General features: G+C 53.0%; 15 protein-coding genes. 12 read left to right on the top strand and 3 right to left on the bottom strand.

The genetic code is table 11. The annotated features are described in order from the left end of the window. Nucleotides 1–8 precede the first annotated feature (8 nt). Nucleotides 9–2,660 carry a pyruvate dehydrogenase (acetyl-transferring), homodimeric type gene (gene aceE, locus OUO13_RS04965; protein WP_283172750.1) on the bottom strand — a complete coding sequence of 884 codons (2,652 nt, stop codon included), beginning with the start codon at nt 2,658–2,660 and terminating at the stop codon, nt 9–11. Between the two features lie 429 nt (nt 2,661–3,089). Next, on the bottom strand, nt 3,090–4,079 hold the full coding sequence (locus OUO13_RS04960; protein ID WP_283172749.1) for a GlxA family transcriptional regulator: 990 nt from the start codon (nt 4,077–4,079) through the stop codon (nt 3,090–3,092). Nucleotides 4,080–4,200: 121 nt separating this feature from the next. On the opposite strand from OUO13_RS04960, the gene OUO13_RS04955 reads away from it, so the two are divergent. From OUO13_RS04955 to OUO13_RS04920, 8 genes are all read left to right on the top strand, one after another. After that, nucleotides 4,201–5,898, top strand: coding sequence for a beta-ketoacyl synthase (locus tag OUO13_RS04955; protein ID WP_283172748.1), 1,698 nt, complete (start codon nt 4,201–4,203; stop codon nt 5,896–5,898). A gap of 1,026 nt (nt 5,899–6,924) precedes the next feature. Beyond that, the gene (locus OUO13_RS04950) at nt 6,925–7,530 is read left to right on the top strand and encodes a hypothetical protein (protein WP_283172747.1); all 606 of its coding nucleotides are present in this window, start codon (nt 6,925–6,927) and stop codon (nt 7,528–7,530) included. Nucleotides 7,531–8,107: 577 nt separating this feature from the next. Further along, on the top strand, nt 8,108–8,638 hold the full coding sequence (locus OUO13_RS04945) for a GTP-binding protein (RefSeq protein WP_283172746.1): 531 nt from the start codon (nt 8,108–8,110) through the stop codon (nt 8,636–8,638). Beyond that, nucleotides 8,638–9,984, top strand: coding sequence for a phosphatase domain-containing putative toxin (locus OUO13_RS04940; RefSeq protein WP_283172745.1), 1,347 nt, complete (start codon nt 8,638–8,640; stop codon nt 9,982–9,984). Before OUO13_RS04945 ends, OUO13_RS04940 begins: the two co-directional genes overlap by 1 nt. An 86-nt stretch (nt 9,985–10,070) precedes the next feature. After that, complete coding sequence (locus tag OUO13_RS04935) at nt 10,071–10,478, top strand: hypothetical protein (RefSeq protein ID WP_283172744.1); 408 nt, start codon at nt 10,071–10,073, stop codon at nt 10,476–10,478. Nucleotides 10,479–10,588: 110 nt separating this feature from the next. After that, on the top strand, nt 10,589–11,023 hold the full coding sequence (locus OUO13_RS04930; protein WP_283172743.1) for a roadblock/LC7 domain-containing protein: 435 nt from the start codon (nt 10,589–10,591) through the stop codon (nt 11,021–11,023). A gap of 92 nt (nt 11,024–11,115) precedes the next feature. Beyond that, nucleotides 11,116–11,397, top strand: a complete 282-nt coding sequence (locus tag OUO13_RS04925) for an antibiotic biosynthesis monooxygenase family protein (protein ID WP_283172742.1) — start codon at nt 11,116–11,118, stop codon at nt 11,395–11,397. Nucleotides 11,398–11,528: 131 nt separating this feature from the next. Beyond that, on the top strand, nt 11,529–11,948 hold the full coding sequence (locus OUO13_RS04920; protein WP_283172741.1) for a roadblock/LC7 domain-containing protein: 420 nt from the start codon (nt 11,529–11,531) through the stop codon (nt 11,946–11,948). Here OUO13_RS04920 and OUO13_RS04915 read toward each other — a convergent pair. After that, entirely contained in the window at nt 11,940–12,632 is a 693-nt protein-coding gene (locus OUO13_RS04915; protein WP_283172740.1) for an alpha/beta hydrolase family protein, read from the bottom strand. The genes OUO13_RS04920 and OUO13_RS04915 overlap by 9 nt on opposite strands. 306 nt (nt 12,633–12,938) lie before the next feature. On the opposite strand from OUO13_RS04915, the gene ccoN reads away from it, so the two are divergent. The 4 genes from ccoN to ccoP are packed head-to-tail and all read left to right on the top strand — an operon-like array spanning nt 12,939 to nt 16,104. Continuing rightward, nucleotides 12,939–14,375 carry a cytochrome-c oxidase, cbb3-type subunit I gene (gene ccoN / locus OUO13_RS04910; protein WP_283172739.1) on the top strand — a complete coding sequence of 479 codons (1,437 nt, stop codon included), beginning with the start codon at nt 12,939–12,941 and terminating at the stop codon, nt 14,373–14,375. Nucleotides 14,376–14,390: 15 nt separating this feature from the next. Further along, the gene (gene ccoO / locus OUO13_RS04905) at nt 14,391–14,996 is read left to right on the top strand and encodes a cytochrome-c oxidase, cbb3-type subunit II (protein ID WP_283172908.1); all 606 of its coding nucleotides are present in this window, start codon (nt 14,391–14,393) and stop codon (nt 14,994–14,996) included. Between the two features lie 5 nt (nt 14,997–15,001). After that, nucleotides 15,002–15,181, top strand: a complete 180-nt coding sequence (locus OUO13_RS04900) for a cbb3-type cytochrome oxidase subunit 3 (protein WP_283172738.1) — start codon at nt 15,002–15,004, stop codon at nt 15,179–15,181. Between the two features lie 2 nt (nt 15,182–15,183). After that, the gene (gene ccoP, locus OUO13_RS04895) at nt 15,184–16,104 is read left to right on the top strand and encodes a cytochrome-c oxidase, cbb3-type subunit III (RefSeq protein ID WP_283172737.1); all 921 of its coding nucleotides are present in this window, start codon (nt 15,184–15,186) and stop codon (nt 16,102–16,104) included. Nucleotides 16,105–16,324 lie beyond the last annotated feature (220 nt).

The raw sequence follows: 16,324 nt of genomic DNA, 5'->3' as shown, positions 1-16,324 counted from the left end.
CCTCCTGCTTAAACGGTGGTTGGGTCAACTTTGTCCGCAGCGATGCCCATCTTGGCACGCACTTTTGGCAGCTGAGCCTTGTCGAACTTGCCTTGTTTGGCCAGTTCGGTCAGGGCGGCCAGCACCACGAAGCCACGATCCACTTCGAAGAAGTGACGCAGTTTCTTACGGGTGTCAGAACGACCGAAACCATCAGTACCCAGCACTTTGAAGTCGCCTGGTACGAAGGTACGCAGCTGTTCGCCATATACCTTGATGTAGTCAGTAGCCAGAACCACTGGACCTTCCTGGGAAGACAGCATCTGGGTGATGTATGGAACTTTTGGAGCCGCTTCAGGGTTGATCAGGTTCCAACGCTCACAAGCCTGACCGTCACGGGCCAGTTCGTTCACGGAAGTTACGCTCCACACGTCAGACTCTACACCGTACTCTTCGCGCAGGATGACAGCAGCTGCTTCCACTTCGCGCAGGATGGTGCCGGAGCCCATCAGCTGAACGCGTGGTGCATCAGACTTCTTGCCTTCCTTCAGCATGTACATGCCTTTGATGATGCCGTCTTCGGCGCCAATCGGCATTTCCGGGTGAACGTAGTTTTCGTTCATCGCGGTGATGTAGTAGAAGCAGTTTTCCTTGTCTTCGTACATGCGCTTCAGACCATCCTGGATGATCACCGCCATTTCGAAGCCATAGGTTGGGTCGTAAGACTTACAGTTAGGAATGGTGTGAGCCATCAGATGGCTGTGACCGTCCTGGTGCTGCAGACCTTCACCGTTCAGAGTGGTACGACCAGCAGTCGCGCCAATCAGGAAGCCGCGAGCCTGGATGTCACCTGCCAGCCATGCCAGGTCACCAATACGCTGGAAGCCGAACATGGAGTAGAACACGTAGAACGGAACCATCGGGCAGTTGCTGTTGCTGTACGCAGTAGCCAGAGCCACCCACGCAGACATAGCACCTGCTTCGTTGATACCTTCTTCAAGGATCTGACCTTTTTTGTCTTCCTTGTAGTACATGATCTGGTTGGAATCGTGCGGGGTGTACTTCTGACCCTGGGAAGAGTAGATACCCAGCTGACGGAACATACCTTCCATACCGAAAGTACGGGCTTCGTCAGGAACGATCGGAACGATACGCTTGCCGATTTCCTTGTCTTTCACCAGCTGGGACAGCACGCGTACAAACGCCATGGTAGAAGACATTTCGCGCTCGCCGGAACCGGTCAGCTGGCCTTTGAAGGCTTCCAGAGCTGGCACGTTCAGGGCTTCGAAGTCAGCGCGGCGGGACGGTACAACACCGTTCAGCTTGGCACGACGTTCGCGCATGTATTTCATTTCCGGGCTATCCGGAGACGGACGGTAGTAAGGAACTTTTTCCAGTTCATCGTCGGTCAGCGGGATACCGAAACGGTCACGGAACTGACGCAGGGACGCAGTATCCAGTTTCTTCACAGAGTGAGTCGGGTTAGCGGCTTCGCCAGCTTCGCCCAGACCGTAACCTTTAACGGTTTGCGCCAGAATAACGGTTGGAGAACCCTTGTTTTCCATCGCGTTGGCGTACGCAGCGTACACCTTGAATGGATCGTGGCCACCACGGTTCAGGTTGAAGATGTCCTCGTCGGACATGTCTTTCACCAGTTCCAGCAGCTCTGGGTACTTGCCGAAGAAGTGCTCACGAGTGTACGCACCACCGTTGGCTTTGTAGTTCTGCAGTTCGCCGTCGCAAACTTCGTCCATACGCTTCTGCAGCAGACCGGACTTGTCTTTTTCCAGCAGTACGTCCCAATGACGACCCCAGACAACCTTGATCACGTTCCAGCCAGCGCCACGGAACACGCCTTCCAGCTCTTGCATGATCTTGCCGTTACCACGAACAGGACCGTCCAGACGCTGCAGGTTACAGTTAATTACGAAGACCAGGTTTTCCAGCTGCTCACGACCAGCCAGAGAGATAGCACCCAGAGTTTCCGGCTCATCACACTCACCGTCACCCAGGAACGCCCACACTTTACGATCACCACGAGCCACCAGATCACGGGCAGACAGGTAACGCATCACGTGCGCCTGATAAATTGCCTGGATTGGGCCCAGACCCATGGATACGGTTGGGAACTGCCAGTAATCCGGCATCAACCATGGGTGTGGATAGGAAGACAGACCATTGCCATCGACTTCGCGACGGAAGTTGTCCAGGTGAGCTTCGTCGAAACGACCTTCCAGGTAAGAACGGGCGTAGATACCAGGAGCAGAGTGGCCCTGGAAGTAAATCAGATCGCCCAGATGACCGTCTTCGTTACCACGGAAGAAGTAGTTGAAGCCAACGTCGTACAGAGTCGCAGCGGAAGAGAATGACGCGATGTGGCCGCCCAGACCTTCGTCGTTATCGTTGGCACGCATAACCATCGCCAGAGCGTTCCAGCGGATCAGAGAGCGAATACGACGCTCCATGAACAGGTCGCCTGGCATACGCTTTTCTTTGTCGACTGGGATGGTATTACGGTACGGAGTGGTGATGGCGGCTGGCAGATCCACACCTTTGGCCATAGCGTGGTCGAACAGGGCTTTCAACAGGAAAGCGGCACGCTCTGGGCCAGAGTGACGAATGGTGGCATGCAGGGAATCCAGCCATTCTTGTGTTTCGTAGATATCGACATCTTGTGTCATACGGAACTCCCGGTCTTCTTATACATGCGCCCGGATCAGGCGCGGGTGGAGGCCTTTTGAGCCTGTGAACCCCAAATTGGTCTTACCTATTATCCCTTTACGGTAAGTGACAATAACTAAACCCATTTATGGGCCTGAAATTCTGGTCTTTGGTATTACTCCCAGGGCTCGTCCAAAGGAGCATAGTACCGAGACGGGCGACAGTCTGACCTGTCCGGAAAAAGAAAACAACGGCTTCCTGTAGTTTTTTTACAGCCTGACAGGTTTTGCTGCAAGGTTATGAAAGAAATGGGTAACACCCCACCCAAACCCCTGAAAACACTGGGGTAAATGGGAAAGTTTCGAATAAAAGCCTATTCCGGAAACGATATACATGGACGATTCCGGCATGCCGATGTCGCAACTGGCAACAATAAAGGCGTGCAAAAACTAGCTACTGGTAAATAATTTACCGCGCACCTTGTCTCGGTAAGCACCGGGCGTTTGCCCTGCCAGCCGTCTGAAGATGCGAATGAAGTAGCTGCTGTCTGAAAAACCAACACTGGCAGCAATATCCGCCACACTGAGGTTGCTGTGTTGCAACAACTCACGCGCCGCATTGCAGCGCAATCCATGCAGGTACTCGATCGGCGCAACTCCACACGACTGACGGAATCGACGTGAAAACTGACGTTCACTCAACCCGCTACGCTGCGCCAACTGGGCCAGAGTAACGGGCTCGCGCAAATTCTGCTGCATCCATGCCTGTGCCAGTGCAATTTCCTCATCCGGATGCCGTGCACTGGTTTCGGCTGAATACACCTGCTTCTCAAACGGGTTACGAACCTCCGGAGAAAACTGCTGTTCAACCTGTAACGCTAACTCACGACCGTACATCTGGCCTATCAGGTGAATCACCATATCGGCACCCGAGTTAACACTCGCGGCGCAGTAGATTCGCCCAGCCTGAGTCAGCAGATGTCGACGCTGCAACTGCACCGCCGGATAATCCCGCGCAAATTGATCCTGGTAATGCCAGTGAGTCGTGGCAGGCTTGCCATCCAGAATGCCAGCTTCCGCCAGCAGACAAACCCCCGTCCCCACCGCTATCACACTTGCGCCAAGGCGATACTGCCTTGCCAGCCAATGAATTGCTTCCGCATTACGGGCCAGCGTGCGCCTGGGGTTACGCCACAACGCTGGCACTACCACCAGACTGGTATGGGAAATATCCGAAAGCAGACAATCTGGCTGCAATCGCAAGCCGCCCAGCGCCGTTACCTCCCCTTCCCGCACCGCCGCCAGCTGAATAACAAAATCAGCATCATCCCGGTGACTCGCCCGCAATCGCGCGCGCAAAGCCTCCGCCATCTCCATGGGAATGGCGACACTGGAGCTCAGCATCTGTTCCAGCACCAATACGGTCACATGCTGCAACATGTTGTCTCTCCTCTAACACCAGCAAACGACAGGAAACTTCTATGAATTGACCGGATCATACTACTATTCAATAAAAAACAGCCGATAAGATGCACCCAAACACCAGTTGGATTACCGAATAATGAAAAACCTGGCCGTTATTACCGCTTTTGGTGGCATCAATGCCGCCGGCCGCAGCTCTGGCCACCATGCTTTCCGCCGCATCGTGCTCGATGCCCTCAGCGCCGACAAGCGCAATGCTACCCTTGCCAGCCTCGCCGCCATGATGGGCACCAGCGATGAACAAGCCATTCTGGATGGCACCCTGGTACGGGAATGGGACAACGTCGACTGGGACGCCAAAGCCGTCCCTTTCCACGAGCCCTTCAAGGATGAGAATGGAGTCCAATGCTGGCGCCAGGGCCACAAGCGCCTTGCCGTACAAAGCGCGGGCCAGATGCCAAAAGGTTTTGACCCGGCCAAACTGTACCGCTCCCTGCATCACCCGCGCGGTTTGCAGATGGCGGTTTATGCCGCCAGCGACGCACTTGGCCAACTGGGGATCGAATGGGAAACCCTGAGCCGTCATGTAGGCCCGGATGAAATTGGCGTTTACGCCGGCTCTGCCATGGGGCAGCAAGACTACAACTCTCATGGCGGTATGATGCAAGCAGCCCTGCTCGGCAAACGCACATCATCCAAACAGTGCGCCATGGGCCTGAGCGAAATGCCAGCCGACTTTATCAATGCCTATGTTCTGGGCAACATTGGCAACACCGGCAGCATGACCGCCGCTTGCGCCACCTTCCTCTATAACCTGCGCCTGGCAAAAGAAGACATCGAAAGCGGCCGTCGCCGTATTGTGATTGTTGGCAACGCCGAAGCACCGCTGGTGCCGGAGATTGTCGAGGGTTACAACGCCATGACCGCACTGGCTACCGAACAGAACATCCGCGCACTGGACAACCGCAGCGCTGACGAACCAGCCGACCTGCGTCGTGCCAGTCGTCCATTTGGCGAAAACGCCGGCTTCACCATCGCCGAATCTGCACAGTTCTTTGTACTGACCGACGACAAGTTGGCCGTCGAACTGGGCTTGAGCATTCACGGCAGTATTGGTGACGTGTTCGTTAACGCCGACGGCTACAAGAAGTCAATCTCCAACCCCGGAGTTGGCAACTACCTGACCATGGGCAAAGCCGTTGCATCTGCGCGTCGCCTGCTGGGTGAAGAAACCCTGCGTCGCGGCACCTTTATTCATGCTCACGGCAGCAGCACCCCACAGAACCGCGTAACCGAATCGCACATTTACGCCGAACTGGCAAAAGCGTTTGGTATCGAAGACTGGACCATCACTGCCGCCAAGGCACATCTGGGCCACTCTCTGGCTGCTGCATCTGCCGACCAGCTGACTCTGACGCTGGGGACATGGGCGGAAGGTATCATGCCGGGCATTACCACCACCGAACGCATAGCCGATGACGTACACCGCGAGCGCCTCGATTTCGTTCTGAAGCACCGCGAAATCGATCCAACCAGCCTGCCGATAGCCTTTATTAATGCCAAAGGTTTTGGTGGTAACAACGCTTCAGCAAGCATCATCTCTCCGGACATGACCCGCACCCTGCTGAAAAATCGCTACTCCGAACAGGAACTGAGCGCCTGGGCAGGCCGCAACGAAGCCATCGTTGCCGCCAGCGAGCGCTTTGATGCCGAAACCACCGCAGGCAACACCAGCCCTCGTTACCACTTCGGCACCGATGTTCTGGAACCGCATGATCTGACCATCAGCGATACCCACATCTATATCCGTGGCTGGGACAAGCCTGTCGAGCTCTGACAAACCTGAACACAACTGCAGACAAAACAAAAAGCCCATCCAAAGGACCGATCAGTCAAGCACCCGTGGGCATTCTTACGCCTCGCTCCAGCGTCGAATGCCGCACAATCTGCACGGCTTTTGTTAATGGGCACAACCGTATGCCCCTCATGGGGGACCTTGTCCCCCCGGCCTGACCGGCCTCCCGCTGATTTTGCCGACTGGATTCCTGTCTCCGGTTGTCACCGACAACGGCGTTTCGCCCCCAACCAAATGGGCATGATGCAGCCAGCAACGCCGTGCAACTTCAACAATCAATGATCAGGCAATGACCGAAGGAAAGAATCGGATACACAATCGCAAGCCCGACATCCTCGCGACCATAAAAACCTGCGCAGAGGATAGTTAAGGTGCCGCTCAGTGTTGAAATGTTCTTAACTGATCGGCATGACATCCAAGAGCTTTTTTATTTTCAGAACTCAAGGTTTGAGCGGTGTTGACGAACCTGCGCGGCCCGACTTGAAAAGGCCCCGGCCAGGTTGGTTCGTCATTTCGCTGCGTTCGTCGCCTCGCTCACACACTCTGCAGCACCCGCGCACGACTGCATGGATGCAGAGCGAAGCAGGAGCCAGAGCCGAAAGCTGTGCAGAGTTATTCAGAGTGTCCCTGGTACCACAATGGCAACCTCAATACAAAATAATCATCATTTCTTGAGTAGCCACAATGCTATCCATTAAAAATATCCACCTGACTCTCTAACGAGAGATTTGCCACAGATCACAAACAACCACCCCAAAGCAACACTTTGAAACCTCAACGCATGGGAAAAGCGTGCATTTAAGGTCGAATCATTGTGAACCGCAACAATAACTCCCTCATACACCAGAAAAAACATTCATAAATGCAACACAACCAAACTCTATCTCATTCTTGAAATCTGAAATACCTGTAATGCGACATTCATCACAGCATTGAAGAATTCATGCTTTCCGATAGGATCTACCGCACTCATATTGTGCAGCCACTCAACCCAAGGATTGAACCCTGATGAGCGTCGAAACCACCCTGAAGCCCTCAATCCCGACACAGGATCACCTGAGTGTTGTTACTCGCGCGCTCGAACAAAAGCAGAGCCTGTTAATCAAGCTGGGTAATAATTGCGACATTTTCCTGAATGGCACTCGCCGCAGTTTTTTCACCCAGGACAATGAACACCTCAAAGCGACTGGTAATGACTACCGCAACCTGAGCTTTATTCCTGGCCAATCCCCTCCGGCACATCTGAATCGCGAGCATCCCATTAGTGAACTGCAATGGATTCTCGCTTATTACCAATCCAATGGATCGCTGCTGGGTCAATGCCGCCGAGACGACGTAGTCAAACTGATCCGCTGGCCGAACTTCACTCGTTTGCCACACGAACTGGCAGACCAGCGTATTGCCGCACTTTTTACGCGCCGGGCAACATCTCTGGTACTGGCATCACGCGTACTAAAAACCGACGAGCCGGAACTGAACCGTTTTTACAGCGCCGCCAATGCTGCCGGATACACCCGCATTATCAACCGTACAACACCAGCCGTTATTGAGCGCCAAGAGCATAAACACCAGTCCATTATTGGCAAATTAATCACTCGCTTCCTGTCAAAATAATCAAACCTGGCAGCCCCCTCAAATCGGATAGCGCTTCCTTGATATCGAACACACCATCAAGCACTGCAACTCATCAAGAAGCCAATACTGACACACGTATTGGCAACCACCAGGGCCTCTGAATAATTCGGTGTCCGCTCTGACCTATCAGGATGGTGATGAATCACAAAGTCGGCTTGATAGCCCGAATACCTGAATCCTGGGGACACTCTGGCGCAATGTCGCCGCACCGGATTGGGTCAGACAAAGAACACTCTCCACCAGCAAAAAACAGTCACAACATCATCAATACAACCAAGTCATCAGCAAAAACGGCCACAGCACACATACCACCAACAAACCATATCCGCTCATTTGCCAAACGCTTTTCATCCGGACCGGATGCACACAATCACTCTGCGAACAACGCTCGATACCATCCGACATATCAACAACCATCAGACAAAACCAATTCAGACGTCAAATCAGGCCTCATGGCAAATTTGCTTGAATCTGCACAAGAGTGCGTCGATTATTCGCGTACAGTTCGCAAGAACACACTTATTACTCCAGCAACATATTGGGAAACCCGCTCGGAATGGACTACAAGATTATTTTTGGCGGCCAGGTAGGCGCAGGAAAAACCACAGCAATTGCCGCCATCAGTGACGTACCGGTTGCCACGACCGAAGCAAAAGCCTCTGATGACGTAGCCAAACGCAAGGAAAGCACAACCGTTGCCATGGACTACGGCATGCTAAAGCTACCAGGAGGAGAAAAAGTCCACCTCTTTGGAACTCCTGGTCAAACCCGCTTCTCATTTATGTGGGATGTTCTGACAGTCGGTGGCCTGGGCCTGGTTTTGCTGATTGACAACAAACAGCCTGACCCTGTTGCGGATATGGAGTTCTATATCAATGCATTCCGCTCCTTTATTGATCGCAATGCAGTGGTCGTAGGGATAACTCGCATGGATCTGGCTCCCCAGCCACCGCTCACAACCTATATAAACAAACTGCATGAAATGGGCATTAATGCACCAGTGTATGAGGTTGATGCACGCAAGGCAGAGGACGTAGAAATCCTGTTAATGAGCTTGCTCTCCATTCTGGAGCTGGGCCTGAAATAATGCAGCCATCGGATCAGGCGGAACAGCAAGACACCAACGTCACCAAACAACCCCTGCTACAATTGCGTGAATTTGGAACAGGCTTCGCCGACCGGATTATACTCAGCTCCGTTGATCTCGACATATATCCCACACAGATCACGTGCCTGATGGGACCAACCGGTGTTGGCAAAAGCACGCTATTGCGCACCCTTGCCGGTTTTAACGAAGCCAACCCAAACTTTCGCACCTGGGGCACCGCTATCTATTGTGGTGAAACACTGGGGAGCGGAGGACGTCGCCCCCGTATGGTGCAGCAAAGCACACGCCTGCTGATGTCTAGCCTGCTGGAAAATCTGATTCACGACCTGCCGGAACGTAGCTCACTGACCGTTGCTCAACAACGCGATTTGGCAACGCGCATGCTGGAGGAAGCCGGCATTGGTCATCTCGCGGACAACCTGTCCACATCCGTGATTGACCAACCACTGGCTATTCAAAGATTGATTGCCATTATTCGCCTCTGCGCTACCGGCACTCGCCTGCTCTGCCTGGATGAACCCACTAGCGGACTGTCCAGCAACGACGAATCCCTGGTGCTTGATTACATAGCACTACAAGGCAAACGCAGATCCATATTGATTTCTCTTCACAACCAACAACACGCGCGCCGCCTTGGCGGACGCACGGCATTGCTGGCGGGCGGCAGAATTCAGGAAGAAGCGGACACCCCTGCCTTCTTCACCACACCAGAAACAACAGTGGCACAGAAATACGTTGCTACCGGCTCCTGCGCAGTTCCAGCTCCCGACACCCCACCAGAAGCATTAGCCGATGATGTGCCACCACCGCCACCACTCCCGGAAGCAGCTCGCTCCTACGTCAGCGAAAGCTTTGGACCACGAGGTTTTTTATGGCTGATCAAGGGTGTACTGGCCGGCACTCCAATGCCCGGTATTTTTTTCGACTCTGACTACGACCTCAAGGCATTACAACGGGTTGGCATCAGACATCTGGTGTGTTTATTGGAACAAGCCCCCCCTATAGAAGAAAATGACCGGTATGGCATCAGCACCCACTGGTGCCCTATCCCAGACATGGACGCCCCTACACCACAACAGGCACTTGACTTATGCCAACACATATACAGGCATCTCAGTACAAACGAGGCGGTCGCCGTACATTGTCGAGCAGGAATGGGGCGAACGGGAACCATATTGGCGACCTATCTCATCTGGCAGGGACTCGATGCTTTTTCAGCACTGGAGACCGTAAGAAATATTGAGCCCAGATGGGTTCAATCCCAGAAACAGGTTGATTTTCTGGAGGCCTACGAGGACTATCTGTCTCGAATACATGCTCGATAATTACTGATATTCCTGTCTTTTCAACGGGTTATCCAAAACAACAAACGGCAAGATACGCAATCGTTTTACTAGTGGAGAACATAACAATGTCCAGCCTCAACGAAGCACTGCAGAAAGCCACCGTCAGCATTCCTGAATGCGTTGCTGCCGGCTATGTAGATCTGTCCAGCGGCATGCTGCTGGGTATCAAAACTGTCGATTCTCACCCTAATGACGTTCTGGATCTGCTAGCTGCAGCAACAGCCGACCTGTTCCAAGGGTCAAACGTCATGACCATTGAGCATATTTTCAAAAAAGCCCGCGGCCTGGCTCTGGACAACTATCATTACTTTCAGGAAATAATTGTTAACTCTGACAATCTGATCCACGTGTTCATTCGTAGCAAAACCTACCCTGACCACGTAGCCTGTTTTGTATGCCGCTTGACTGCAAACCTGGGTATGGTACTGAGCAAGTCCCGTTCAGCCATGCCACTACTGGAAGCATCTGTCTGATAACAGCTTCTACCTGGGACAGGTATTTTGATTCAACGATGGCGGCATAATAGCCGCCATCGTTTTATCCGACTCAAATACCCCCAAGCACAAGCAAGGAAAAACACAATATGAGTACACAGGATAACGGCCATCCAAAGGCCAGCCAGGTTCGCTCCACTCTGCGAGGACTGATCAGTGGCTCAGGTGGAGCCATCCAGGCATCTGCAGCCATGACAACCGATGGATTGATTATCGGATCCGCTCTTGGAGCCAACATTGACGAAGACGTATTCGCAGCCATGAATGCCTCGTTACTGGTCCTGGCAGACCGAGCCTCAAGTGAAGTCGATATTGGCGAACTGAAACAGGTAATGGTAATGGGCACTCGCGGCGTCATGCTGCTTACCCATATAGGCCTTGATGCAGTTCTGGCATTGGCGACAGATCCATCCGCCAATCTTGGCAAAGTATTGCTGGATGCTAACCGTACCGTTCAAAAGTTATATGAAATCCTGGACGACAAACCGGCCCGAGCAACCGGCATGGCATGGCCCAAACATTAAGACCAATGGATTGATCTGAATCCTTGCACCCGTAGAAATCAGGAATTAACGTCGGAGTTTCCAATAATAATCAGACAAGGAAACTCCAACGCATGATCAAGGTACTCATCGATCGTCAGATCGCCGATGGCATGGAAACCACTTACGAAGCCGCTATCAAGGAAACACTTCGCGCCATTCTCGAAGCCCCCGGATACATATCCGGCGCGTCCTATAAAGACGAAAAAGATCCCAATCACCGAATCATCATGACCAACTGGGCCAGTGTTGAAGCCTGGAACCACTGGTCGACATCCGATTCGCGCCGCTCCGTAACAGCCTCCATCCAGCCCATCCTGATGCGCGAAGAACGAATTACCATACTCAGCGCATAACCTCCAACGGCTGTGAACCAATCCTCATTTCAAGGCAACGCGTAGCAGCCAATTCTGTGGTGAGAAACGGTTCACAGCGACAGTAGTCACATTCCGTACAGTGGCCAGAGAAACTTTCAGGAACTCTCACTATGAACACCAGCACCCGTCAACAACTAGCCCCCCGAATCACCGCTACCCTGCGTAGCTTGATCAGTCACAACGATTGTGGAATGGTTGCCGCCGCCGTGATGAGTACCGATGGCTTTATCATTGGTTCAGCGTTACGTGACGACACCAATCAGGATGTCTTTGCGGCCATGAACGCCTCCCTGCTGGTTCTGGCGCAACGTTCCTCGCGTGAAATTGCCATTGGTGAACTGCGTCAGGTCATGGTCCTGGGTACGGAAGGAGTGATGCACCTGACCTGCATTGGCAATAACGCCGTTCTGGCTATTGCCACAGACGTTAATGCCAACATAGGCTCCGTCGTACTGCAAACCCGTCGGGTATCCGTGCGCCTGCAGGATATTCTCGAAACACCGATTGTTGAAGCCGTCAACTCAAACTGACAATGCCCGCACAAAATCCCCAATCTGCTGCGCGCAGGCTTGCAGCTGGCCCTCCCCGGAAATGCCCGAACGCTTGCGCGGCAACAAGTCGTGATCACCATCCGGCCACCATTGCAATTGGATGTGCGCATTCTTCCCACACTCCCCAGAGCCCAGATGCGCTTCCACCTCGTCACGCCTGCCAAACGGATCGCTCTCGCCCTGCATCACCAGCATCGGAACACCCACCAGAGGCCAATGTGCCGTACGCCACTGCTCCGGTTTTGATTGAGAATGAAACGGATATCCCAGACATACAGTTCCTCTTATATAGCCACTCGCAGCCGAGGCAGACTCCGCCACCAGCATTGAACCAATCCTTCCTCCCAACGACTTGCCAACAATCACCAGAGGCCGCCCAATTTCCAGCACCAGCAACTCCAGTTCCAGAACCAGCTTGTCTGCCCTGGGTGGTGGGCAAGGCTTGCCTCTCGCTACGGCTTTTTCCATCCAGGCAAAATTGGTGCGTAATACCAGCAGTCCCTGAGCAGCCAATCGCCGTGCCATCGAAACCATCCACTCATGCTCACAGCCAGCCCCAGAGCCATGAAGGAGCAACACGCAGGGATCCGTCAAATATCCATCGACAAAAAAACGTTCATTTATCGTTCTTTGGTATTTGTTTTCCAAAATTTTTTCGCCCATTTATGGAACTCTGGTAGAAGCTGTTTTTGTTCATTGCGCCAAATCAAGGCTGTTTGACAGGTGCACCTTATCATTAGCAACACTACAAACCCCCGATTCAGCAAGGATGCAGGGAAAGTAGGGCAAAACCACAGTGCCAGGACGGCTTCATTGGTGGCGCCATGCAGAACGTACGACTGAAGGCGTATATTCCGCAGTAGAATCAGGCAGTTGCCGGGAGAATATTTGCAAACAGCAAGTAAGCGCCCGATAATGTGCCGCCAAAATTAAAACCCTCAATCCCTCGCTGTTTAATGGAATCCAATCATGAGCACAGCATTTGACCATCCCGAATACAACTACAAGGTGGTAAGACAGTTTGCCATCATGACCGTAGTTTGGGGCATTGTTGGCATGGCAGCCGGTGTTCTCATCGCTGCCCAGCTGGCATGGCCTGCTCTGAACTTTGATACCCCTTGGTTATCGTTCGGACGTCTGCGTCCATTGCATACCAACGCGGTTATCTTCGCTTTCGGCGGTTGCGCCCTGTTCGCCACCTCCTACTATATCGTTCAGCGCACCTGCCGCACCCGTCTGTTCTCTGACACTCTTGCTTCCTTTACCTTCTGGGGTTGGAACGTTGTCATCGTAGCAGCCGCCATCACCCTGCCACTCGGCATGACTTCCGCCAAGGAATATGCCGAACTGGAATGGCCAATCGACATTCTGGTGACTCTGGTTTGGGTTTCCTACGTAGTAAACTTCCTGGGTACTGTTGCCAAGCGTAAAGAAAGTCACATCTACGTGGCCAACTGGTTCTTCGCTGCATTCATGATCATGATTGCGATCCTGTACGTGGGTAACAACCTGGAAATCCCAGTATCCCTGACCAAATCCTACTCTATCTGGCCTGGCACTATCGACGCCATGATCCAATGGTGGTGGGGCCACAACGCAGTAGGTTTCTTCCTGACTGCAGGCTTCCTGGGTATCATGTACTACTTCGTTCCAAAGCAAGCTGGTCGTCCTGTTTACTCTTACCGTCTGTCTATCGTGCACTTCTGGGCACTGATTTCCATCTACGTATGGGCCGGTGGTCACCACCTGCACTACTCCGCGCTGCCTGACTGGGCTCAGACTGCCGGTATGGTTATGTCTCTGATTCTGCTGGCTCCAAGCTGGGGCGGTATGATCAACGGTATGATGACTCTGTCTGGTGCCTGGCACAAACTGCGCAACGACCCTATCCTGCGCTTCCTGGTTGTATCCCTGTCCTTCTACGGTATGTCTACTTTCGAAGGCCCGATGATGTCTATCAAGACTGTTAACGCTCTGTCTCACGACACTGACTGGACCATCGGTCACGTACACTCTGGTGCTCTGGGCTGGGTTGCCATGGTGTCAATCGGCGCTATGTACCACCTGATCCCTGTTATGTTCGGCCGCAAGGCTGGCGACATGTATTCCCAGGCTCTGATCAACGTTCACTTCTGGCTGGCTACTATTGGTACCGTTGTGTACATCGCTGCCATGTGGGTAAACGGCATCATGCAAGGTCTGATGTGGCGTGCAGTTAACGCTGACGGCACCCTGACTTACAGCTTCGTGGACTCTGTAGCAGCTTCTCACATGGGTTATGCAGCTCGTGTACTGGGTGGCGCTCTGTTCCTGCTGGGCATGCTGTTCATGGCCTACAACGTGTACATGACTGTGCGCTCTGCCAACCAGGCAGCTGCCGCAGGCACTCTGGCACCGCAGGCTTAAGGAGTTCTGAGAATGATCAAGCACGATACTATTGAGAAAAGCCTCCCGCTGATGGTGGTGATGATTGTTATCGCACTGAGCTGGGGCGGCCTGGTGGAAGTTGTTCCACTGTTCTGGCACCAACCAACCACTACGCCTGTTGAAGGCCTGAAGCCTTTGAATGCACTCCAGCTCGAAGGCCGTGACATCTACATCCGTGAAGGCTGTCACGTATGTCACACCCAGATGGTTCGCCCATTCCGTGCCGAGACCGAGCGTTATGGCCCGTTCTCTGTATCTGGCGAATCTGTTTACGAACACCCATTCCTGTGGGGTTCCAAACGTACTGGCCCAGACCTGGCACGCGTTGGTGGTCGTTACTCTGACGAGTGGCACCGCGCTCACCTGTACAACCCGCGCGACGTGGTTCCTGAGTCCATCATGCCTTCCTACCCATGGCTGTTCGAAAACACCGTGGATGGTCGTCTGACTCCGAAGAAGATGAAAGCCCTGAGCATCGTTGGTGTTCCTTACACTGAAGCCGACATTGAAGGTGCCAAGGCTGCCGTAGACGGCAAGCGTGAAATCGAAGCTCTGGTTGCTTATTTGCAGCACCTGGGCACTGTGGTCACTAAACGGTAATCCCAATGGATATTAACGACGTGCGTGGTCTGGGCTCGGTATTTGCACTTGCTGCAATGCTGAGTGTTTTCTGGTGGGCCTATGGCTCCAGCCGCAAGCAACGCTTCGACAAGGATGCGGAAATCCCCTTCCTTGAAGATGACGAATCCCCTGTCACGCGCGGCGATAAAGATCGGAGTAATTAAAAATGTTAACTACTTTCTGGCAATTGTGGATTTCCGCCATCGTGCTGGGATCCATCATCGGTTGCGGTGTACTCATCATGTACACCAGCAAAGGCATGCGTAAAGAAGAGACCACTCAAACAACTGGTCACGATTACGACGGCATTGAAGAAATTGACAACCCGCTACCGCGCTGGTGGGTGTTTATGTTCTGGGGCACCATTGTGTTTGGCTTTGGTTACCTGGCCTCTTACGGTCTGGGTAACTTCAAAGGCTTCCTGACTGTTACAGTTGATGGACAGGAAGTTAACTGGACCTCTCAAAACCAGTGGAAAGCAGAAGTACAGGCGTTCGAAAAGGAAATTGCTCCTCTGTACGCCAAATACTCTGCCACTCCAATTGAAGAACTGATCAAAAACCAGGATGCAGTACAAACTGGTCAGCGTCTGTTCAAGAGCAACTGTTCCGTGTGCCACGGCTCTACCGCCAAAGGTGCTCAGGGCTTCCCTAACCTGACTGATAGTGACTGGCTGTACGGCGGCGAACCTGCCCAGATCGTACAAACCATCACCAACGGTCGTCAGGGCGCCATGCCAGCCTGGGAAGCTATCCTGGGTGACGAAGGCATCAAGAACATGGTTCAGTATGTTCGCAGCTTGTCTGGTCTGGAACATGACAAAGCCGCTGCTGACGCTGCTGCACCACTGTTCCTGCAGAACTGTGCCATGTGTCACGGTGCTGACGCCAAAGGTAACATCATGGTTGGTTCTGCCAACCTGACTGACAACATTTGGCTGTACGGTGGCTCCAGCAAACAGATCGAGTTCACTCTGCGTCACGGCCGTGCCGGCAAGATGCCAGCACACAAGGAAATTCTGGGCGACAACGCTGACGCCAAGATTCACCTGCTGGCTACCTACGTGTACTCCCTGTCTCACAAGTAAGGTGGACATTGCCTCATGCACACAACCCAAGGCTCAAAAAGCCACAAGTTTGAGCTGAGGCAATAAACACGAAGAAAGCGGCTTTAGGCCGCTTTTTTTCATTCTAACAACTGTAACAACAACTATATAATCGCAGCGTTATATAGATTGGCCAACAAGCCGTTGCCTGCTTCAAGTCAGAGGCTCCGCGAACAGCGCCAGCACCCCATTCAACCAAAGT

It is taken from the genome of Parathalassolituus penaei (assembly GCF_026626885.1).
GTDB lineage: Bacteria > Pseudomonadota > Gammaproteobacteria > Pseudomonadales > Oceanobacteraceae > Oceanobacter > Oceanobacter penaei.
This window is presented reverse-complemented; position numbering and strand designations above follow the sequence as displayed.